Source organism: Mycobacterium sp. NGS68 (assembly GCF_059812195.1).
The window spans coordinates 1-19,259 of the sequence record NZ_JCALCE010000006.1 but is presented as its reverse complement, the minus strand read 5'-3'; the positions used below and the strand labels follow the sequence as shown (position 1 = coordinate 19,259).

The following is a 19,259-nucleotide window of genomic DNA, read 5'->3' as shown; positions in this document are numbered from 1 at the left end:
TTCTTCTCTCCTTAGGCGTGAAAGGATGCGACTCAGTGGGGTGGCTCGATCGGCAAGGTGGGGCCGCCGTAGGGCGTCGGAATGGTGAACCGGCCTCTGGGCGTGGGATCGGTCGTGGCGCCGAGGTTCGCGCCGGGCGGTGGGCCGGCGGTGTCGTCGCCGGCCGGGCGCGGCGCGTTCTTGGCCCCGCGAATCAATACCGCGGGATCGTCGTCGCGGCAGTAGGTGTACAGGAACGGTTCGGGATAATCCGCGGATGACGGTGGGCGACGCGGGGTTCCGTAGTCGCACGAATAGCGGGGATAGATGTCTCCGGTGGCCCAGAGTCCGTGGTCGTGCATGACGCTGGCGAGAGCGTCGAGAACCGAGGTTCGGTAGTCCGGGAACAGCGAGTTCAGGGCCGGAACGCGGAGATACAGCAGTTGCGAGGTGGTGGACATGCTGGCCAGCAACGCGACCATGGCGTCCGAGTTATCGCTGAACTCGTTGTCGGCGGCGGTCAGGGTGTGCGGGGTCTGGTTGGTGAACCGCCGGTAACCGTTGAGCATTTTGTTGACGCCGGTGAAGGCATGCGCGAGGTTGCCCGACGCCGTGGCGATGCCCGCGTTCTTGTCGGCGGTCAACGTCAGCACGATTCGGCTGGAGCGCAACATGCTCGTCGTCTCGGGCAGCACCGAATCCAGTGTCGACAGCAGGAAACTGCCGCCGTCGATGATGTCGGTCAACTTGCGGGGGCCCTGATTGCTGAGGCTCAGTTCGCGTTTGATCAGCTCGAGCTTCTTGGGGTCGACCTGAGCGAGCATTCCGTCCGCATCGGCGAGTAGCTGGGCCAAAGTTATTGGTACGGTCGCCTTTCCGGCGGCGACGACGCTGCCGTTGTGCAGGTAGGGGCCCGCGTCGGCGGCGGGGGTGAAGTCGATGTACTGTTCGCCGGCCGGCGAGAGTCCGGATACGCGAACCGCGCTGGCGGAGGGAATACGGGCGGCGGAGTCAATATCCACGACCGCGGCCACGCCCTCACGCGTGATGTTGAGCCGCTTCACCCGACCGATCGGAACCCCGTGCAGTGTGACGTCCTGGTTGGGCAGCAGTCCGCCCGATTCGGGCAGCGCGATGGTGACGCGGTAGGTGGAGGCGAGGGGGTCGAGCCGCAGCGCCCCGAAGACCAGGTACGCGCCGCCCACGAACAGGGTGAGCAGCAGCCCAATCGCGGACAGCCATAGCCGGTGGCGGTGCCCGGCGCGGACCGCGCCGACGATGCGGCCGGCGAGCGCCTCGATCATCGTGGGCCCCGCTCCCCGGGCGGCGGGGGCACCGGCGGCTGCGGGCCCGGACCCGGGCCCGGGGGAACGACTTCGACCTGGCCGGGCACGTTCGGATCGGGGCGCACGGGGAGTTGCGGTACCCGCGGCCCCTGCCCGACGATGCGCTCCTGCACCCGGAACAGGGTGTACTTGAGCGTGCCGATCATCTGGCCCCAGTTGTAGCGCCGGGGGCCGTGCAGCCCGGGGTCGCCTTGAAAGCCAATGTCGGGTATCGAGCCGAGGATGAGTCGATCGATGCTCACCCGCGTCGAGATCGCGTTGCCCGGCGTGGCTTTGATGAGGACCGGAATGAGTCTGTTCAGCGCGGCCAGCGTGGCATCGGGGGTCAGCGCCACGTCGTTCCACGCCCGCGCGATGGCATTGGCGTCCATGATGACGCTGCGCCCGCTGGCATCCGTGCCGGCGATCGACGGGAACCTCGCCAACTGATTGCTGGTGGCGCCGAGCTGCTCGAGCACGTCGGCCACCAAGGAGGCGTTTTCGGCGAGCGTGTCAGTGGCCGGGGCGGCGGCGACCATCAAGTCGGTGAGTTGACCGTTCTTGGCTTCGAGTTCGCTGCTGAGCCGCGAAGTTTCGTCCAGGGCGGCCGATATCTGTCCGGACCGTGCACCCAGCTTTGCCAGCAGGACGTTGGACTTGCGGATCAGCTCGCCGAAGGCCTGGCCCTGATCGCCCGTCGCCTTGCCGAGCCCGTTGACGATGTTGGTGAAGTTGCGAACGGCCCCACCGTTGACCATCACCGCCGCCGAGCTCAGCACCGACTCCACCGTGGCGGCAGCGGCGGTGGCGTCCAGGCCGATGGTGTCGCCGTCGGTCAACAGCGGGGCGGCGGGATCGGCAGGCGTCGGTGGCTTGAGGGCGACGAAAACATCGCCAAGTGGTGTGGCCGAGCGCAATTCGGCGGTGCTGCCCTTGGGTAGCCGCACGCCTCTCATGATGCGCAGGGTGGTCACCGCCGTGTAGTCGCGCGCGACCATGGATTCCAGCTCACCGACGTCGGCGCCGGCGAGCTTCACCTTGGCGTTGGCGGGCAGATTCAGCGCGTTGGAGAACACCGCGGTCAGGTGGTACCCGCCCGATTCCACCGACGGCGCGGGCAGTGGCAGGCTGGCCAATCCTTCCGAGGAGCAACCCGAGACGGCCAGTGTCGCGGTGAGCGCGACGCACAGCGCGGACCGCCTGATCGTGATCGTCATTTCTGCCCCATCGCCGCTAGCCCGTCCAAGACGTAGGTGAGCCCGAAGTCGGGTCCGAAGTCCTGCAATGTTCCTGTGCTGCAACCGAGTTGCCGCAGCCCCATCAGATTGCACACTTCTTTGATGACCTGGTTGTCGAACAGGACCCGGTCGGTGAGAACCCGTACGCGGACTGCGCCGTTGGTCTGGTCGATCGTGTTGTAGAGGTTGTCCAGCGTCATGGGCGCCAGGTCGAGCAGCTCGGCGACGTCGCGTTGCCGGTCGACCGCGGTCTTCAGGGTGACATTGCCGTTGAGGATGGCGCGCTTGATGTTGTCGCGGTTGGCGTCGAGTATGTTGCCGACCTGGTCGATCACCTGGTTGAGTTGCTTACCGGTGGTGCCTGTACCCAAGTCCTCGTCGGCCAGGATCTGGCTCAGTTGCCTTACGACGGAACCGAATTGCCGAAGTTCGGCATCGTTTCTGGCCGCGGCGTCGAGCAGGCTGCTGACGTTTCTGATGATGGTGGTCAGCTGGTCGCGGGTCTGTGCGCCTCCGTCGGCGCTCAGGCGCAGCGCCTTCGAAAGTTCGGTCAGCGCGTCCTTGATCCTGGTGCCGTTGCCGTCGGCGATGGCGGCGCTGGCGTCGACGACGCCGGCGACCGGGCCGTTGCCCCTGCCGTCACCCTTGAGGGAAGCGGAGATCTTGTCGAGAACGTCCAGGACGCGGGCGAATTCGACGGGCGTCTTGGTGTGGGTCAACCCGATGGTGTCGTTGTTCGACAGTGCGGGTCCACCGCGGTAGGGCGGCGTGAGTTCGATCTGACGCTCGGTGAGGATGGACGTCGACACTGTGACCGCCTGGGCAGTGGCGGGAATCTTCACGTCGCGGTCGACGGTGAAACGGACTTCCACGTAACCGTTCCTCGGCGTGATCTTGGTGACCTGCCCGACGGGCATGCCCAGCACCGCGACCGTGTTCCCCGTGTAAAGGCCGGCGGCGCTATCGAATTGCGCGGTCAATGTGATCGTGTCGACCTTGGCCTTGACATACGGCCACGCCACGACGGCAACGGCTGCGAGCAGAACTGCCCCGGCGAGGCCGGAGATGAGCAGTTTGACGCGGAACCGGGTCATTTGCAGTCCTTGTAGTACTGGATCATGCCGAATTGCTTGGCGCGGCCGCTGATGGCGCACATCCAGGAATCGACGGCCACGCCGGTGGGCGCGTTCAAGTCTGCCGCGTTGCCGCTGCCCGTTGCGTTGGCCAGGCCGCGCAGGGCCAGCGGAGCGCTTTGCAGGGTGCTGCGCACCAGGTCATCGTGCTGGCCGAGCATGTCCGACAATTGGCGCAGGTTTTTCAGCGTCTGTTCGAGGTCGGGGCGATTGTCGACGAGGATGGGGCTCAGTGTCTGAACCAGGTCGGTCAGTGCCCGCATCATCGCGTGGAAAGTGGCACTGCGCGCGACGAATTGGCCGATCAGTTCATTTCCCTGCCTGATCATCGCGCCGATGTTGCCCTGTTGCCGGCGCAGGGTGGTGCTGATCTGCTGGGTGTTCTTGAGCAGTTCCCCCAACTGGTCGCGGCGAGTGGCGAGGATCGACGACAGGGTATGGACGTTTTGCACCGCTTGGGGCACCACCGGGGGCAGACCCTCGAGTTGCTTACCCAGAATGGCAAGCGACCGCGCGAACTTGTCGGTGTCGACTTGTTCATAAGTGGTGGTGACGTCGGCCAGGGCATCTTGCAGGTCGTAGGGCACCTCGGTGTGGGCCAGGTTGAACGTGCCGTTGGGCAGCGCCCCGGTGCCGTGCGGTTGCAGTGCCAGGTAACGGGAGCCGAGGATCGTGGTGATCTTGATGATCGCCTTGGAGTCCTTGCCCAGGGCCACGTCGGCGCGCACCTGCAGGCCGGCCTCGACGTGGTCGCCGGCGAGCCTGAGGCTGGTCACCTTCCCGACGGGGATGCCGGCCACCGTGATCGGGTTGCCGGCCTTGAGCGCACCGGCTTGCAGGAATTCGGCGGTGTAGTGGCGGTACCCGATATGGAGCAGGTTGACGATGAGCATCGTCGCGGTCACCACGGTCGCGACGCCCAGGGCGGCGAAGCCCAGCCAGACATTGTTGACGTCTTCCAGACGTCGCAACTTTCGCCGTGGTCGCTGCCCGAGATCAGCCATCGGCCATGTTCCTGCAGCGGGGGGTGTGCCAGGCCCTGTTTCCCGGTGTGGCCGCGTTCACGACGATAGGCACCACGTCGTTGAGGCCTGGGAAGAATCCGGTGGCATTGAGGTCGCACGCGTAGGCATTGGCGAACGCGCCCTCGTTGGTGATGCGCGCCAAGCCCTTCAGCATCAGCGGCAGGTTGTCTCCGACGAACGCCAGCTGCGGCTCGATCTGAACCAGATGGCTGCTGAATCCCGGTTGGCGGGTGACTATTTCGCGCAGCGACGGGGACACCGTGTTAGAAATCGCGGAGAGACTGCGGACCACTCTGGCGACCGAGCCCGTCGACGCCACCAGGGCGGGGCGGCGCCGGTCAAAGTCCGACACGACGCGCTTGGTCTGGCCGATCAGATTGTCGAGATTGGTGTTCTGCGTGGCGATATTTCCCATGACCGTGTTCAGGCTGTTGATCATCGCGCCGAGGGCCTCGTCTCTGCCGGCGAATGATTCGGTGAGAGTGGAAGTCTGGGTGATCAAGGTGGTGATCGCCGATTCGTCGCCCTGTAGCGATTGGATGACGCCTTGGGTGAGGTTGTCGGCGTCGCGTGGGTTGAGCACGCTGAAGAGCGGCTCGTAGCCGTTGAGCAGCATTCCCACATCGAAGGAGGGGTCGGTACGTTGCACGGGGATAACGCTGCCGGGAGGCAGCTTTCGCTTGTCGCCGAGCTTGCCCAGCGAGAGCTGCAGATAGCGCTGCCCGACGATGTTCTGGTAGGTCACCGCGGCGACCGTGTTGCCGAAAAGGTGCTGGTTGCCCTGCACCACAAACGACACCTTGGCCTGATCACCGTTGAGATCAACGGATTCCACCCGCCCCACACGTACGCCGGCCATGCGAACGTCGTCGCCGACACGCAGGCCGTACACGTCGGTGAACACCGCGCCGTACGGGCTGGTCGGCCCGGCCACGTCGCGACGCAGGGTGGAATAGACGAGCCAGGTCACCGTCACTGCGACGACCGTGAACAGCGAAAGCCCGATCAGTGAGCCCCGAGACCTCATGGCCGCCCCCCTCCGGCGGGGCGAGCCGCCAGCGTGACGTTCGTCCCGCGGGCTATCGGGCCGAGCAGCAGTTGGACAGCGGGTGTGGCGCGCTGACCCGTGATGAGGCTCAGAGCGGCGCGTTCCTGCGGTGAGCCGACGGGCCCCACGTTGCCGCCGAACGACGATGGCGCCACCTCGGCGGGCAGGCGTGGCCCCGGAGGCGGAGGCGGTTGCGGCACAGGGGGGTTGGGCGACGGTGGCGCCGCATCCGGGTTGGCGGTGCCCGGAACCGGGGGAGCGGGGGTCAGCAGGGGCGGCAGCGGTGGGTTGGGGTCACGCAGGTCAGGGTTGGGGTTGATCAGGGGAGGGCCGACCGCGACGAGATTGCCGTCGGGGCCGACGACAGTACCCGGCGGCGGCGCCAGATCCTTGGGGGGTTGATAGTTCTGCGGCAGTAGGACTTCCGGAAGATCCGGCCGGACCTGCACCAGAGGCGCCGTGTAGCAGCTCGGCCCCTTCAGCTGGGAGTAACGGGGGCAGTCGGCGCGGGTGTACATGTAGCTGGGTGTCAGGGACAGATTGACCCGCATGTTGGGAGTGTCGAGTTCGGGCATCCACACTTCCTGGAGGAACTTGTCGGAAAGGTTGTTGAGTTTGGTGAAGGCCGGCACCCACTTGCCGGAGTTGATCGCGAGCACCCCGAGCGCCGGCGTCAGATGGGTGGTGATGCCGATCAATTGGTCGATGTGGTTGGCGATCGCGTCATGGGCGGTGCCCATGGTGTGGGCGCCACCGGTGACCAGGGTGGTGAGCTGAGCGCGTTGCTCGGCGAACACCCGCATGGGCTGCACGGCCTGATGCAGTGAGTCAAGAAGGTCCGGCGCGGTAGCGGCCAATCCGTGGGTGGCATCGATCAACGCCGCGACCGTGGACGGACCGGCGTCGTTGACAACCAACGAGTTGAGTTGGTCCAGTAGGCGATTGAGCTGTGCGCCGCTGGTGAGAAGTCTTGCGCGCCGATTCTCGGTGGCGGCGTTGACCGCGGCCAAGATCCCCAGCGTCGTGTCCTCACGGCCCCGCCCGGTGGCGGCCAGGACGTCGCGCAGCTTGCTGATCGTGGTCTGAAACAGCACGGTCGGCAGCTGGTCGTCTTCGCGGATGTGGGCGCCGGCGCGGATGGCGCCGCCCGCGCCGCGGTCGACCAGTTGGACCGATGACACCGCGAACACGTTGCTGGGCACCACACGCGCCGTGATTCCGGCTGGGACGGAGGATGCGTAGTCGGCCTTGAGGTTGATGTGGACATAGTTGGGGTGGCCGTCGGCGGCGGGCACCACGCTGTCCACCGCGCCCACCAACACGCCGTGGTACTTGACGTCCGACTTCTGTGGCAGCCCGTCACCGACGTTGGACAGTTCGGCAACGACGGGCACGTAGTCGTCCAGGCGTCCCGTGGACTTGACCAGCAGGGCGCTGGTGATCACCGCCGCCAGCAGCAGCACTGTGATGCCGTATCCCAGCAGCTGGCGTTCGGAGGGTCCGCGCCCGTCTAGTTCAATGGAATTGGGCATTCATCCACCAAACCGCGCACCGGCGTCGACGCTCCACAACGCCATCGTGAGCAGCATGTTGACCATGATCACGACGGTGATGCTGGCCCGCATGCCGTGGCCCGCCGCGACGCCGACGCCTTCAGGGCCGCCGGTCGCGTAGAAACCGTAGTAGCACTGGACGGTCGAGGCGATCCACACGAAGATGACGGCCTTCAATAGCGAGAAGGCGATGTCCTTTCCGGCCAGCATCAGCGAAAAGTAGTGCAGGTAGCCTCCGGTCGACGCGCCACCGACGACCTGAACCACCACCTGCGTCGACACGTAGCTGACCGCCAGGCACAACACATACAGCGGGATGGCCGCCACGGTCGAGGCGAGCAATCGGGTGGTCACCAGAAACGGGATTGGCCTTATCGCAATGGATTCGAGGGCGTCGATCTCTTCGGCGATACGCATCGCACCCAGCTGCGCGGTGAATCGGCAGCCACCTTGGGTCGCGAACGCCAACGACGCCATGATGGGCGCCAGTTCGCGGGTGTTGACCAACGAGGAGATGATGCCCGTCGCCGGCCCCAATCCCAGCAGATCGAGGAAGTTGTAACCCTCGATCCCGACCAGCGCACCCACGGTAAGCCCGAGAACGAGCGCCACCCCCGCGGTTCCGCCGCCGACGACGATCGAGCCGTTGCCCCAAGCGATGTCGGAAAGCAACGAGGCGAACTCCTTGCGGTACTGGCGCAGCGCAACCGGTACCGCAACCAGGGCGCGCACGAAGAACACGAGCATGTGCCCGAGCCGGACGACCGGGGCCGCCATCCTCCGGTAGAGACGCGAAATCGGTTCCGGTATCACCGAATAGGCTGCGACGGTCATCTCACAATCCCGTCCTGGGCACCAGCATGTTGTATAGCTGGCTGATGCCGACATTCACGATCATCAGCACCAGGATCGATTCCACGACAGCGGCATTCACGGAGTTGGCCACACCCGTGGGACCGCCCTTGGTGGACAGGCCTTTCTGGCAGGAGACCACCGCGACGATCGCGCCGTAGACGACGGCCTTGAGCAGCGCCAAGAGCATGTCGCCGGTAGTCGCGAAGGACGCGAAGGTGGCGACGAAGCTGCCGGGCGCGCCGTTCTGGAAGTACACGTTGAACAGGTAGCTGGCCAAGAAGCCCACGAAGCAGACCACACCGGTCAGCCCGACTCCGATCATGATCGCCGCAACGAAGCGGGGTACCACCAGCCGCCGGATCACCGAGACACCCATGACTTCCATGGCGTCGGTCTCTTCCCGCATCGTTCGCGAACCGAGGTCGGCGGTGATTGCTGACCCGACGGCCGCGGCCATCAGGACCGCAGCGACCAGGGACGCGCCCTGCCTGATGACGGCAAGTCCGCTGGCGGCGCCGGCCAGCGAGGTGGCGCCGACTTGCCCGGCCAGAAGGGCGAATTGGATCGACAGGGTGACGCCGATCGGGAGTGCCACCAGCACGGTGGGCAGCACGGCGGTACCGGCCATGAAGGCGCCCTGGCGGATGAACTCGCGCAACTGAAATCGGCCGGTGAACAAATCGATGAACAGATATTGGATGACACGCACGCCCAGCACGAATTGATCGCCCACGGTCGCCACGGACGCCATCGGATGGCGGCGGACGTAACCGGTGGACCATTGTTGGATTGCGTCGAGATTCTCGTGTGTACCGCCGCCGCGGGGCGGTGGTGTGGTTACCGTGCTCATCGCGGGCGGCCCGCGGTCGAATTGGTCATTGCCGTGCGCGCCGCGCGAAAGTCGTTCCGCTAGTCGCGCATCGAATCGGCCACAGGGAAGAACGGCTGTTCGCTTGCGGGTGCGACGCCATCGTTTCCTCCCCGGTTGAGTTCCCAGCTCAGCCGCGCCGGCAACAACAAGGATGTTATCGCCGACACACTATGGTGGACGGCCTATAGCAGTCAACGGTTCCGGAGAATTTCGGTTCACATTTGCGCCGCTGTCGACGCGCCAACGTCGGGCAGGGCAGGGCGTCAGCTAGGCGACGCGCGCCGGAACTGCACGTCCGGTAGGCTGCAATAGATTGCAGGACAGTGTATTTCAAGGAATTGTGCGCCAAGTCGAATCCGATATCACTTTGCATTCAGCGTTGTCCACCCGACTGGAGCGGACAGTCACATTGCACATTTGTTTAGTAACAGTCGGTAACTTCGTACGCCCAGGCGTCATCGACTGCGCGCCCTGGGACGGGGGGCGCCTAGGCCGGCCCCTCGGTGGCGACCACCGCGTCGCGGCGCGAGCATCGTCGCGACGCTGCGGCTGAGTACCAAGAACTGGTATTCACTTAAATCGCATCACTGCGAGGAGGGGGCCCGTCACCGTGCCATCGGCCGACGACGGGTACGCCGCTTCGGCACCCTCTCTCGACATGGATTCGCCGCGCGCCGCATATCCGTTAACGGCGTGTCAGCGCGGCGTCGGGACGTGGAGGACGTCGCTCCAGGGTGAATCGGCTCCGGTCGAACGGGCCAGAACCGCGGTGGCGAGACGGCGGGGAGCCGTGCCTCTAAGTGCCTCTAAGTGCCTTTAAGTGCCCACGCGCTGCAGGGCGCCCACGTGCTCGGGGCAGTAGTGGTCGATCGCGGCGCCCAAGAACTGGAACGCCTGGCCCTGCGTGGTGCCCAGCGGCAGGTTGCGCTGGATGAATCGCGCCGACTTGTACGCGTCGGTGTCCACGCCCTTGTCCATCCGCTGGCAGCTGATCTTGGCCAGCCAGGCGTTGAAGTCCTGGGGACCGTAGATGCCGTAGGTGTGGAGTTGCGCGTTGAACGGAGCGTCGTAGTCGTCAGCCTGCGCCGGAGCGGCCAGTGCGATCGCAGCGGCCGCCGCGGCGCCGAGGGTAGCCAGCTTCATGCACTTCATTAGCTGGACTATACACCTAGCGGATCAGCCCAGGTGGGCCGAGAGCAGCCAGGCGCCCACGGACTTGCGGCCGCCCGGCTCGTCGCGGACGTTCTCGAACGGCGACCCGGGCGCATTCAGCGGAAGTTGGGCGTAGATGCGGGCCGGACGGATGTCGTCGACCACCCAGTGCTTGGAGACCGCCTCACGCAGCTCCTCCTCGGTCACCGCGAACGGCGGGCCCTCGGGAATGTCGGCCTTGTCGAAGACCAGCACGAAGTAGCGGGCACCGGGCGCCGCGGCGCGCACGATCGAGCGCTGGTAACCCTCGCGCAACTCGACCGGCATCGAGTGGAACAGCGTGCTGTCCACGATGGTGTTGAAGCGGCCGTCATAGCCAGTGAAGTTGCTGATGTCCGCGACGTCGAAGCTCGCGTTGGTCAGGCCGCGTCGCTGTGCCTCCGCCCGGGCCAGCTCGATGGCCGTCGGCGCCGCGTCCAGGCCCACCGTGGTGTGCCCGCGTTCGGCCAGCGCCAGCGAGATGGCGCCCTCGCCGCAGCCCGCGTCGAGGACGTCGCCGCTGAACTTGCCCTGCTCGATCAGGGCGGCCAGCTCCGGCTGCGGTTCGCCGAGGCTCCACGGAGCTTTGGCGCCTTCGCCGAGTCGGGTGGATTCGCCGCGATAGACCGATTCAAACTCGAATTCCGTTGCTGAAGACATGCCATCATGTATATCAACCATGTTGATACATGTCAACGCGCCTGATATGTGCGGTTCTCGGGCGAGCAGACGCAAAAGCCCCCAAAAACGGTGGTCTCCAGGGGCTTTTGTGTCTGCTCGCCACACTCAGGTGAACGGCGGCCGGCGGTCGATCAGCCGCGAAGCCCGGCCGCCGCCGCGCCACACCCGGGCCAGCCAGTCGGTGTCGTCGTCGGTAACCAGGTTGGCCATCACGCGCACGGCAATGGTCATCAGCCTGTTCGAGCGCATCGCGATCGGACCCGTCGCGGGCAAGAATCGTTGGAACGTCAGCAACAGCGCCAGCCGGCGCGCCACCGAGAACCCCCGGGCGTAGTGGTGCTGCAACACCGCGGGCCATTCCTGCGACAGGTCGCGCGTGTGCAGCAGCTCGGCGGCCAGCCGACCCGTCTCCAGCCCGTAGTCGATGCCCTCGCCGTTGAGCGGGTTGACGCAGGCCGCGGCGTCGCCGATCAGCATCCAGTTCGGCCCGGCCACCCCGGACACCGCGCCGCCCATCGGCAGCAACGCCGACGAGATCGCCCGCGGCGGCCCCGTGAAGCCCCACTCCTGGCGGCGCAGGTCAGTGTAGTACGAGATCAGCGGCCGAAGCGCCAGGTCGGCCTGCCGTTTGGTGGTCGACAGGGCGCCGACGCCGATGTTCACCTCGCCGTTGCCCAGCGGGAAGATCCAGCCGTAACCGGGGAGCACGGCGCCGTCGGGGGAGCGCAGCTCCAGGTGTGACGTCAGCCACGGGTCGTCGCCGAGCGGGGTGGTCAGGTAGCCGCGGGCGGCGACGCCGTAGACGGTCTCCTGATGCCAGCGCCGGCCCAGCTTGCGGCCCAGCGAGGACCGCGCCCCGTCGGCGACGATCAGCTGCCGGCAGCCCACCTCGGTGCCGTCGGCCAGCGTCAGCGATGTCACCCGGCGCGACGAGTCATGATGCACGGCAACAGCTTTAGACCCGAGCATCATGCGTGCCCCGGACTCCTCGGCGACCTTGCGGATCCGGTCGTCCAGCTCGAGTCGGGCCACCGCACTGCTGTACGACGGGAACGCCGGGCCGGGCCACTCGATTTCCACCTCCCCGCCGAACCCGCTCATCCGCAGCCCGCGATGCCGGATGCGGCCGTTCAGCCAGTCGCCCAGTCCCAGGCGCTCCAGCTCGGCCACCGCGCGCGGGGTCAGGCCGTCGCCACAGGGTTTGTCGCGGGGGAAGCTGGCCGAATCGATGACGAGCACGTCGGCGCCGGCACGGGCGGCCCAGGCGGCCGCCGCCGACCCGGCCGGGCCGGCGCCCACGACAACCACGTCCGCTGTGCTGTTCACGCTCACCAGTATGTTGGTCGGATGAAGACTCCGGCGACGGTGGTGGCGGGCGTTGACTTCGGCGACGCCGCCTTCGCCGCTACCGTGCGCGACGGTGTGGCGCGGATCGAGCAGCTCATGGATACCGAGCTGCGCAGCGCCGACGAGGTGATGATCGATTCACTGCTGCATCTGTTCAAGGCCGGCGGCAAACGGTTCCGGCCGCTGTTCACCGTCCTGTCTGCGCAGACGGGCCCCAATCCCGAGGCGCCGGAGGTGACGGTCGCCGGTGCCGTCGTCGAGATCATCCACCTGGCGACGCTGTACCACGACGACGTGATGGACGAGGCCGAAGTGCGCCGGGGGGCGCCGACGGCCAACGTGCGGTGGGGCAACAACGTCGCCATCCTGGCCGGCGACTACCTGCTGGCGACGTCGTCGCGGCTGGTGTCCCAGCTGGGTCCGGCCGCGGTGCGGATCGTCGCGGACACCTTCGCCCAGCTGGTGACCGGCCAGATGCGCGAGACCCGGGGCGTGGCGGAGGGGCTGGAGTCCGTCGAGCAGTACCTGACGGTGATCTACGAGAAGACCGCCTGCCTGATCGCCGCGGCGGGCAGGTTCGGCGGCATGTTCTCCGGCGCCGATGACGAGCAGGTCGAGCGGCTCAGCCGGCTCGGCGGCTTCGTGGGCACGGCGTTTCAAATCTCCGACGACATCATCGACATCGACAGCGACTCCGACGCGTCGGGCAAGATACCCGGCACCGACGTGCGCGAGGGTGTGCACACGCTGCCGATGCTCTTTGCCCTGACCGAAACCGGGTCCGACGGCGAGCGGCTGCGCTCGCTGCTGGCCGGGCCCGTCACCGACGACGCCGAGGTGGCCGAGGCGCTGGGGCTGCTGCGGGCATCGTCCGGCATGGCCAAGGCCAAGGAGGTGTTGGCCGAGTATGCGGCCAAGGCGCGCCACGAGCTGGCTCTGCTGCCCGACGGTCCGGGGCGCGACGCGCTGGAAGCCCTGGTCGAGTACACGATCAGCCGGCACGGCTGACCGCGGAACCTCACCGGTCATCCCGGGCGTTGGACTAGCTAGACAAGCTCTAGTCCAATTCCCAGGTGTTCGTAGGAGGACACACCGATGACCTGGCATCCCCATGCCAACAAGCTGAAGACGTTCGCCCTGCTGTTCGGAATGTCGGCGATGATCGTGCTCGCCGGTCGGCTGTTCGGTCCGACGATGATGTGGCTTGCCGTGCTCTTCGCCGTCGGCATGAACGTCTACGTCTACTTCAACAGCGACAAGCTGGCGCTGCGGGCGATGCACGCGCAGCCGGTTTCCGAGCTGCAGGCACCGGAGATGCATCGCATCGTGCGCGAGCTGGCCACCAGCGCCCGCCAGCCGATGCCCCGGCTGTACATCAGCGATACCAACGCACCGAACGCCTTCGCCACCGGACGCAACCCGCGCAACGCCGCCGTGTGCTGCACCACCGGCATCCTGCGGATTCTCGACGAGCGCGAGCTGCGCGCCGTGCTGGGCCACGAGCTGTCGCACGTCTACAACCGCGACATCCTGATCTCCTGCATCGCCGGTGCCATGGCGTCGGTGATCACCGCGCTGTCCTACGCGGCGATGTTCTTCGGCGGCAACGACCGCGACGGCGAGAATCCCTTTGCGCTGCTTCTGGTTTCGTTGCTAGGCCCGATCGCCGCGACGGTGGTGAAGCTGGCCGTCTCGCGATCGCGCGAGTACCAGGCCGACGAGTCCGGTGCCGTGCTGACCGGCGATCCGCTGGCTTTGGCCTCGGCGCTGCGCAAGATCTCCGGCGGCGTGCAATTGGCCCCGCTGCCGCCCGAGCCGCAGCTGGCCAGCCAGGCCCACCTGATGATCGCCAACCCGTTCCGTGCGGGGGAGCGGATGGGATCGCTGTTCTCGACGCATCCGCCGATCGAGGACCGCATCCGCCGCCTGGAAGCGATGGCGCGCGGATAGGCGCTGGGCCGGCCGTGGTACTAAATGCTGTGCGTTGATTCTGCGGTGAGTGCGGCGTCTACTCGTACTTTGCCGCGCTACGCGCAGAGTCAACGCCGCGGTCAACGCCGCGAGGACTAGAACCCGGACCCGTGCACCTCGTGCCCCGGCGTCTCGGCGATCAGGCCGGCGTAGGCCTGCTCGACGGTCGAGCCGTGGTTGATCACCGCATCGACTTCGCGTGCGATCGGCATGTTCAGCCCGAATTCGCTGGCGAACTCCATGATCACGCTGGCGGCCTTGACGCCCTCGGCGACCTGGTTCATCGATGAGATGATCTCGTCGATCGGCTTGCCCGCGCCGAGTTGCTCGCCGACGTGGCGGTTGCGGCTGCGCTGGCTGGTGCAGGTGACGATCAGGTCGCCCAGCCCGGCCAGGCCGGGGAACGTCTCGGCGTTGCCGCCCAGCGCCACGCCCAGCTTTGTCATCTCGCGCAGCGCCCGCGCGATGATCAGTGCCCGGGTGTTTTCGCCGATCCCCAGCGAGTAGCCCATCCCGACGGAGATGGCATAGACGTTCTTGAGTGCCCCCGCCATCTCCACGCCGACGACGTCGTCGGTGGTGTAGACGCGGAAGCGCCGGGTGCGGAAGAACGCCGCGAGCCGGGTCGCCAGGTGCTGGTCGGGCATGGCCAGCACGGCCGCGGCGGCGTAGCCTTCGGCGACCTCGCGGGCGATGTTCGGCCCGGCCAGGATGCCGGCGGGGTGCCCCGGCAGCACCTCCTCGATGATCTGCGACATCCGCATGTTGGTGCCCTGCTCGAGCCCCTTGACCAGTGACACCACCGGCACCCACGGCCGCAGTTCCTTGGCCAGCTCGGTGAGCACTCCCCGGAACCCGTGCGACGGCACACCCATGACGAGCACGTCGGCGCAGTTGGCGGCCTCGGCGAAGTCGGTGGTGGCGCGCAGCGTGTCGCTCAGGTCGACGTCGTTGCCGAGGTAACGCGAGTTGCGGTGGTTTTCGTTGATGTCCTTGGCCGTCGACTCGGAACGCACCCACTGCAGCGTCGGTCCGCGACGGGCGCAGATGGATGCCACTGTGGTTCCCCAGGAACCGCCACCAAGGACAACGACTTTGGGTTCGCGTTTCTCAGCTGCCATGGAGCTCAGCGTATTGCCGAACGTGGCCGAATACCATCGCCTCCTCGATGCGGTCGAACCGGTAGTCGATGGCGTCGGCGAAGTAGTTCTGCCGCACGTTCCACGGCCGTCTGGTGCCCGACTTGGGCAGCGCGTGCAGCGCGCGTTTGACGTAGTTGGCCTGAATGTCCCAGGCCGGCTTTTCGCTCATGGGCTCGTCGCCGAGGTGCGGGTAGGCGTGGGTATAGCCGTGAGAGGCCATGTGCGCCAGCAGCTTTGCCGTGGCGCGCGCGGTCATGTCGGCGCGCAGCGTCCATGACGCGTTGGTGTAGCCCACGCACCAGAACAGGTTGGGCACGTCTTCGAGCATGTGCGCCTTGTAGACGAAGCGGTCGGTGGGGTTGATCCCCACGCCGTCCAGACTGATCGCGACGCCGCCGAGCGCCTGCAACTGCAGGCCGGTCGCGGTGACGACGATGTCGGCGTCGAGGTGCTTGCCGGACTTGAGTGCGATGCCGGCGGCGTCGAAGTGATCGATCTGGTCGGTGACCACCTCGGCGCGGCCCTCGGCGATCGCGGCGTACAGGTCGGCGTCGGGGATCAGGCACATCCGCTGGTCCCACGGGTTGTACCGCGGCTTGAAGTGCGTATCGACGTCATACCCGTCGGGCAAGTTGTTGATTGCCGTGCGCCGCAGCAGCCACTTCACGAAGCTCGGTATCCTGCGGGACAGGAACCAGATCAGTGCCTCGCTCAGCGCGTAGTACATCCGGACGACCAGGTGAGAAGCCCTGCGGGGCAGCAGTTTACGAATGACGGCGATGAGCGTGCTGTATTTGGATGCGGAGATCAGGTAGGTCGGCGAGCGCTGCAGCATGGTCACCTTTTCGGCCCGGTCCGTCAGCGACGGGATCAGCGTGGCCGCCGTGGCTCCGCTGCCGATCACCACGACCTTCTTGCCGTCGTAGTCCAGATCCTTCGGCCAGTGCTGCGGATGGACGACGGTGCCGCCGAACTGCTCGATGCCGGGGAAGTCCGGGGTGTAGCCCTCGTCGTAGTTGTAGTAGCCGCTGCCGAAGAACAGGAACCGGCTGCGGATCTGCTTTGTGACGCCGTGCTGTTCCAGGGTGACCGTCCAGGTGTCGGTGGACGAATCCCAGTCCGCGCCGCGCACGTAGCTGTCGAACTGGATGTGGCGGTCGATGCCGTGCTTGTGCGCCATCGCGCTCAAGTATTCGCGGATGTGGGCGCCGTCGGCGACGCTCTCCCTCCGGGTCCACGGCTCGTACGGGAAGCTCAGCGTGAAGATGCTGCTGTCCGAGCGCACGCCGGGGTACCGGAACAGGTCCCAGGTGCCGCCGATCCGCTCGCGGCGCTCCAGGATGGTGTAGCTGAGGCCCGGGTTGCGCTCGCTGATTCGGTAGGCGGCGCCAAGGCCGGAGATGCCGGCGCCGACGATGACGACGTCGACGTAGCCGTCGGTTCCTTGGTGAGTCACGTCACCCAGCCTAGGCACCCACCGGTTGGTTGGGCCAGGGGCCTTAAGGCCTTAGTGCGGCTTACGCCCGCGACTGTAACGGGGCCGCGATATCGCGGCCCAGATTTCGCAGTGTGGTTACGCTGGCGGCCCGATCAGCGGTAGTTCACGAACTGCAGCGCCACGTCCAGGTCGGCCTGCTTCAGCAGCGCTTGAACGGCCTGCAGGTCGTCGCGCTTCTTGCCGCTGACGCGGATCTCGTCGCCCTGGATCTGCGTCTTGACGGCCTTGGGTCCGTCGTCGCGGATCAGCTTGGTGATCTTCTTGGCGTGCTCGCTGCTGATGCCCTGCTGCAGGGTTCCGGTGACTTTATAGGTCTTGCCGGAAGCCTGCGGCTCGCCAGCGTCGAAGGCCTTCAGCGAGATGTCGCGGCGGATCAGTTTCTCCTTGAACACGTCAACGGCGGCCTTGACGCGCTCTTCGGTGGACGACGTCAGCTCGATCGCCTCGTCGCCCTTCCACGCGATCTTGGTGTCCGTTCCGCGGAAGTCAAACCGCGTCGAGAGCTCCTTGGCGGCCTGGTTGAGCGCGTTGTCGACCTCCTGGCGGTCGATCTTGCTGACGATGTCGAACGATGAGTCCGCCATTGCGTCCGTCCTCCTTGGGTGATAGCCGTTTGTGCTCTGTCTACTCGCTCGTTGTAACCTGCTAGGCGGCAGGTTGCCCGAGCGGCCAATGGGAGCGGACTGTAAATCCGTCGCGAAAGCTTCACAGGTTCGAATCCTGTACCTGCCACCAACAGGTCAGAGCGATTTTCTGATGACCGTGAGCGGCTCGCCGGGCTGTAGTTTTCGCCAGTCCGCAGCCAGTCCGCAGCGGTCTGGGCAGCCACGTCGGACGGTTGTCATGGATTGTCCAGCCGAGCCGGTACGGCATCCCGAACTGATAGAAGGTCGGGATGACCGCGTCCGTCGCTAGCGAAGGTCTTCCGTGTATACCTGCGTCGCATCGGGGCCAATGCGACTGGTGGCGGCAAGGCTTTCCGCCGCTGCGCCAAGAGGCGGGCTCAACCGCCGTTCCCGCCGTTTCCGCCGGTGGCAGTCGCTGAGGGGTCGCTTGATATGACGATTGCCGAACCACCGCCACCGCCACCGCCACTGCTGGGGATGCCAGGCTCGCCTGCTGTGGCGGTTCCGACGCCGTTGGTGATGGCGAGGCCCGGATTCCCGGTCGTCCCCGGTCCGCCGCCACTGCCGCCCGTTGCCACAGCTTCGCCGGTAGCGCTGGCTGTGCCGCCATCGCCCCCGGAACCGCCGGTAACTCCGCCGCCTCCACCGCCGCCACCGCCGCTCGCAATGACAACGTTAGGGTTCTGCGGGTACAACGGGTCGAGAACGGTGCCGCCGATCCCGACGGAACCACCTCCGTAGATTCCGGTCGCGCTGCCGCCGGATCCCGACAGCGGGGTAACGATGAGGGCGGTAATGGTGGGGTTGGCAATAATCGAGCTACCGCCGCCGCCGCCGCCACCGGCACCGCCCCCGGTTCCGCCGGCTCCGCCTGAGCCGCCTTCCGCGCTATAGGTAGCTCCTGTGGCCGGGTCCGTGACGGTCGTGCTCCCCCCGCTGCCGCCGCTGCCGCCAGTGCCGCCGGTCCCGCCGACGCCGCCGCTGGCCCCGCCGAAGCCGCCGCCGCCGCCACCACCCGCCACAGCGACGATAGCCCCGCCGGCATTCACTCCGAGCTGGTTAGCGCCGTTGCCGCCGTTGCCGCCGTTGCCGCCGTTGCCGGCCGGGCCACCGCCGTTAGCTGCGCCGCCGGCGCCTCCGTTGCCTCCCTGGCCACCTCCTTCGTGTATGTTGACTAAATTCGACTCCGCGCCCCCGGCGCCTCCGCCGCCGCCCTTGCCGCCGGTGCCGCCGGTGCCCGCCCCACCCGCGCTGGCGCCGCCGCCGCCAGGGTTGCCGCCCACGCCGGCGATCCCTCCAGTCCCGCCGTTGCCGCCGTTCCCTCCGTTGCCTAAGGATGGGGCTGTTCCACCGACAGCGCCCTGGCCGCCTTGGCCGCCCTGACCCCCGTTGCCGCCGACTCCACCATTGCCGTTTTGGCCGAGCACCGCCGAACCCTGGCCACCTACCCCGCCGACCCCGCCGTGACCGCCGTCGCCCCCATCGGTGGCGGCGCCGGGGGTACCGCCGGGGAAGCTCACATTCGTCACACCGTTGCCCCCAGCCCCGCCGACCCCGCCGGTGCCTCCGGCACCGCCAACGCCGCCGTGACCGCCGGTGCCCGCGCCCGGCGAGCCACCCGTACCGCCGTTGCCCCCGTCTCCGCCGTTCGCGCCGTTCACGCCAGCGCTCGCACTGACGCTGCCGGTGCTTCCGGTGCCGCCGTTGCCGCCGTTGCCGCCGGTGCCGCCGTTGCCGGCGGTGCCGGAGGCGGCGATGCCGCCGAAGCCGGTGCCG

General features: G+C 67.0%; 16 protein-coding genes, 1 tRNA gene and 1 pseudogene. 3 read left to right on the top strand and 15 right to left on the bottom strand.

Going from position 1 to position 19,259, the window contains the following annotated elements:
- Positions 1-32: 32 nt before the first annotated feature.
- The 11 genes from AC5Y5V_RS08920 to menJ all read right to left on the bottom strand — a co-directional run bounded on the left by AC5Y5V_RS08920 (position 33) and on the right by menJ (position 12,231).
- Positions 33-1,283, bottom strand: coding sequence for an MlaD family protein (locus AC5Y5V_RS08920; RefSeq protein WP_499933019.1), 1,251 nt, complete (start codon positions 1,281-1,283; stop codon positions 33-35).
- Positions 1,280-2,521, bottom strand: a complete 1,242-nt coding sequence (locus tag AC5Y5V_RS08915; protein ID WP_499933017.1) for an MlaD family protein — start codon at positions 2,519-2,521, stop codon at positions 1,280-1,282. The genes AC5Y5V_RS08920 and AC5Y5V_RS08915 overlap by 4 nt, the downstream gene beginning before the upstream one ends.
- Positions 2,518-3,636 carry an MCE family protein gene (locus tag AC5Y5V_RS08910; RefSeq protein ID WP_499933015.1) on the bottom strand — a complete coding sequence of 373 codons (1,119 nt, stop codon included), beginning with the start codon at positions 3,634-3,636 and terminating at the stop codon, positions 2,518-2,520. Before AC5Y5V_RS08910 ends, AC5Y5V_RS08915 begins: the two co-directional genes overlap by 4 nt.
- Positions 3,633-4,679 carry an MCE family protein gene (locus AC5Y5V_RS08905; RefSeq protein WP_499933013.1) on the bottom strand — a complete coding sequence of 349 codons (1,047 nt, stop codon included), beginning with the start codon at positions 4,677-4,679 and terminating at the stop codon, positions 3,633-3,635. The genes AC5Y5V_RS08910 and AC5Y5V_RS08905 overlap by 4 nt, the downstream gene beginning before the upstream one ends.
- Positions 4,672-5,727 carry an MlaD family protein gene (locus tag AC5Y5V_RS08900; RefSeq protein WP_499933011.1) on the bottom strand — a complete coding sequence of 352 codons (1,056 nt, stop codon included), beginning with the start codon at positions 5,725-5,727 and terminating at the stop codon, positions 4,672-4,674. The genes AC5Y5V_RS08905 and AC5Y5V_RS08900 overlap by 8 nt, the downstream gene beginning before the upstream one ends.
- Positions 5,724-7,280 carry an MlaD family protein gene (locus AC5Y5V_RS08895; RefSeq protein WP_499933008.1) on the bottom strand — a complete coding sequence of 519 codons (1,557 nt, stop codon included), beginning with the start codon at positions 7,278-7,280 and terminating at the stop codon, positions 5,724-5,726. The genes AC5Y5V_RS08900 and AC5Y5V_RS08895 overlap by 4 nt, the downstream gene beginning before the upstream one ends.
- Entirely contained in the window at positions 7,281-8,135 is an 855-nt protein-coding gene (locus tag AC5Y5V_RS08890; RefSeq protein ID WP_499933006.1) for an ABC transporter permease, read from the bottom strand.
- Position 8,136: 1 nt separating this feature from the next.
- Entirely contained in the window at positions 8,137-9,006 is an 870-nt protein-coding gene (locus AC5Y5V_RS08885) for an MlaE family ABC transporter permease (protein ID WP_499933004.1), read from the bottom strand.
- 837 nt (positions 9,007-9,843) lie between these two features.
- Positions 9,844-10,179 carry a DUF732 domain-containing protein gene (locus AC5Y5V_RS08880; RefSeq protein WP_499933001.1) on the bottom strand — a complete coding sequence of 112 codons (336 nt, stop codon included), beginning with the start codon at positions 10,177-10,179 and terminating at the stop codon, positions 9,844-9,846.
- Positions 10,180-10,203: 24 nt separating this feature from the next.
- On the bottom strand, positions 10,204-10,878 hold the full coding sequence (locus AC5Y5V_RS08875; protein ID WP_499932999.1) for a class I SAM-dependent methyltransferase: 675 nt from the start codon (positions 10,876-10,878) through the stop codon (positions 10,204-10,206).
- 126 nt (positions 10,879-11,004) lie between these two features.
- Positions 11,005-12,231, bottom strand: coding sequence for a menaquinone reductase MenJ (gene menJ / locus AC5Y5V_RS08870; protein WP_499932997.1), 1,227 nt, complete (start codon positions 12,229-12,231; stop codon positions 11,005-11,007).
- A 15-nt stretch (positions 12,232-12,246) separates the two neighbouring features.
- On the opposite strand from menJ, the gene grcC1 reads away from it, so the two are divergent.
- Together grcC1 and htpX are read left to right on the top strand one after the other, a co-directional pair.
- On the top strand, positions 12,247-13,254 hold the full coding sequence (gene grcC1 / locus AC5Y5V_RS08865; protein WP_499932993.1) for a nonaprenyl/(2E,6E)-farnesyl/geranylgeranyl diphosphat synthase: 1,008 nt from the start codon (positions 12,247-12,249) through the stop codon (positions 13,252-13,254).
- A gap of 87 nt (positions 13,255-13,341) precedes the next feature.
- Positions 13,342-14,196, top strand: coding sequence for a zinc metalloprotease HtpX (htpX, locus tag AC5Y5V_RS08860; RefSeq protein ID WP_499932990.1), 855 nt, complete (start codon positions 13,342-13,344; stop codon positions 14,194-14,196).
- Between the two features lie 116 nt (positions 14,197-14,312).
- Here htpX and AC5Y5V_RS08855 read toward each other — a convergent pair whose 3' ends face one another.
- The 3 genes from AC5Y5V_RS08855 to AC5Y5V_RS08845 all read right to left on the bottom strand — a co-directional run bounded on the left by AC5Y5V_RS08855 (position 14,313) and on the right by AC5Y5V_RS08845 (position 17,441).
- On the bottom strand, positions 14,313-15,338 hold the full coding sequence (locus AC5Y5V_RS08855; protein WP_499932988.1) for an NAD(P)H-dependent glycerol-3-phosphate dehydrogenase: 1,026 nt from the start codon (positions 15,336-15,338) through the stop codon (positions 14,313-14,315).
- Positions 15,328-16,815, bottom strand: coding sequence for a flavin-containing monooxygenase (locus AC5Y5V_RS08850; RefSeq protein WP_499932986.1), 1,488 nt, complete (start codon positions 16,813-16,815; stop codon positions 15,328-15,330). The genes AC5Y5V_RS08855 and AC5Y5V_RS08850 overlap by 11 nt, the downstream gene beginning before the upstream one ends.
- A 134-nt stretch (positions 16,816-16,949) precedes the next feature.
- Entirely contained in the window at positions 16,950-17,441 is a 492-nt protein-coding gene (locus AC5Y5V_RS08845) for a YajQ family cyclic di-GMP-binding protein (protein ID WP_499932984.1), read from the bottom strand.
- 67 nt (positions 17,442-17,508) lie between these two features.
- Between AC5Y5V_RS08845 and AC5Y5V_RS08840 the strand changes: the two genes are divergently transcribed.
- Positions 17,509-17,592 (top strand) — tRNA-Tyr (locus AC5Y5V_RS08840).
- A 268-nt stretch (positions 17,593-17,860) separates the two neighbouring features.
- Here AC5Y5V_RS08840 and AC5Y5V_RS08835 read toward each other — a convergent pair.
- Positions 17,861-19,259 (bottom strand): annotated as a pseudogene (locus tag AC5Y5V_RS08835) (PE family protein); the annotation flags it as partial.

What these genes read in the sequence shown, in the direction of transcription:
- AC5Y5V_RS08920 (WP_499933019.1), bottom strand. Translation starts at nt 1,283, where the DNA reads ATGATCGAGGCGCTCGCCGGCCGCATCGTCGGCGCGGTCCGCGCCGGG.
- AC5Y5V_RS08915 (WP_499933017.1), bottom strand. Translation starts at nt 2,521, where the DNA reads ATGACGATCACGATCAGGCGGTCCGCGCTGTGCGTCGCGCTCACCGCG.
- AC5Y5V_RS08910 (WP_499933015.1), bottom strand. Translation starts at nt 3,636, where the DNA reads ATGACCCGGTTCCGCGTCAAACTGCTCATCTCCGGCCTCGCCGGGGCA.
- AC5Y5V_RS08905 (WP_499933013.1), bottom strand. Translation starts at nt 4,679, where the DNA reads ATGGCTGATCTCGGGCAGCGACCACGGCGAAAGTTGCGACGTCTGGAA.
- AC5Y5V_RS08900 (WP_499933011.1), bottom strand. Translation starts at nt 5,727, where the DNA reads ATGAGGTCTCGGGGCTCACTGATCGGGCTTTCGCTGTTCACGGTCGTC.
- AC5Y5V_RS08895 (WP_499933008.1), bottom strand. Translation starts at nt 7,280, where the DNA reads ATGCCCAATTCCATTGAACTAGACGGGCGCGGACCCTCCGAACGCCAG.
- AC5Y5V_RS08890 (WP_499933006.1), bottom strand. Translation starts at nt 8,135, where the DNA reads ATGACCGTCGCAGCCTATTCGGTGATACCGGAACCGATTTCGCGTCTC.
- AC5Y5V_RS08885 (WP_499933004.1), bottom strand. Translation starts at nt 9,006, where the DNA reads ATGAGCACGGTAACCACACCACCGCCCCGCGGCGGCGGTACACACGAG.
- AC5Y5V_RS08880 (WP_499933001.1), bottom strand. Translation starts at nt 10,179, where the DNA reads ATGAAGTGCATGAAGCTGGCTACCCTCGGCGCCGCGGCGGCCGCTGCG.
- AC5Y5V_RS08875 (WP_499932999.1), bottom strand. Translation starts at nt 10,878, where the DNA reads ATGTCTTCAGCAACGGAATTCGAGTTTGAATCGGTCTATCGCGGCGAA.
- grcC1 (WP_499932993.1), top strand. Translation starts at nt 12,247, where the DNA reads ATGAAGACTCCGGCGACGGTGGTGGCGGGCGTTGACTTCGGCGACGCC.
- htpX (WP_499932990.1), top strand. Translation starts at nt 13,342, where the DNA reads ATGACCTGGCATCCCCATGCCAACAAGCTGAAGACGTTCGCCCTGCTG.
- AC5Y5V_RS08855 (WP_499932988.1), bottom strand. Translation starts at nt 15,338, where the DNA reads ATGGCAGCTGAGAAACGCGAACCCAAAGTCGTTGTCCTTGGTGGCGGT.
- AC5Y5V_RS08845 (WP_499932984.1), bottom strand. Translation starts at nt 17,441, where the DNA reads ATGGCGGACTCATCGTTCGACATCGTCAGCAAGATCGACCGCCAGGAG.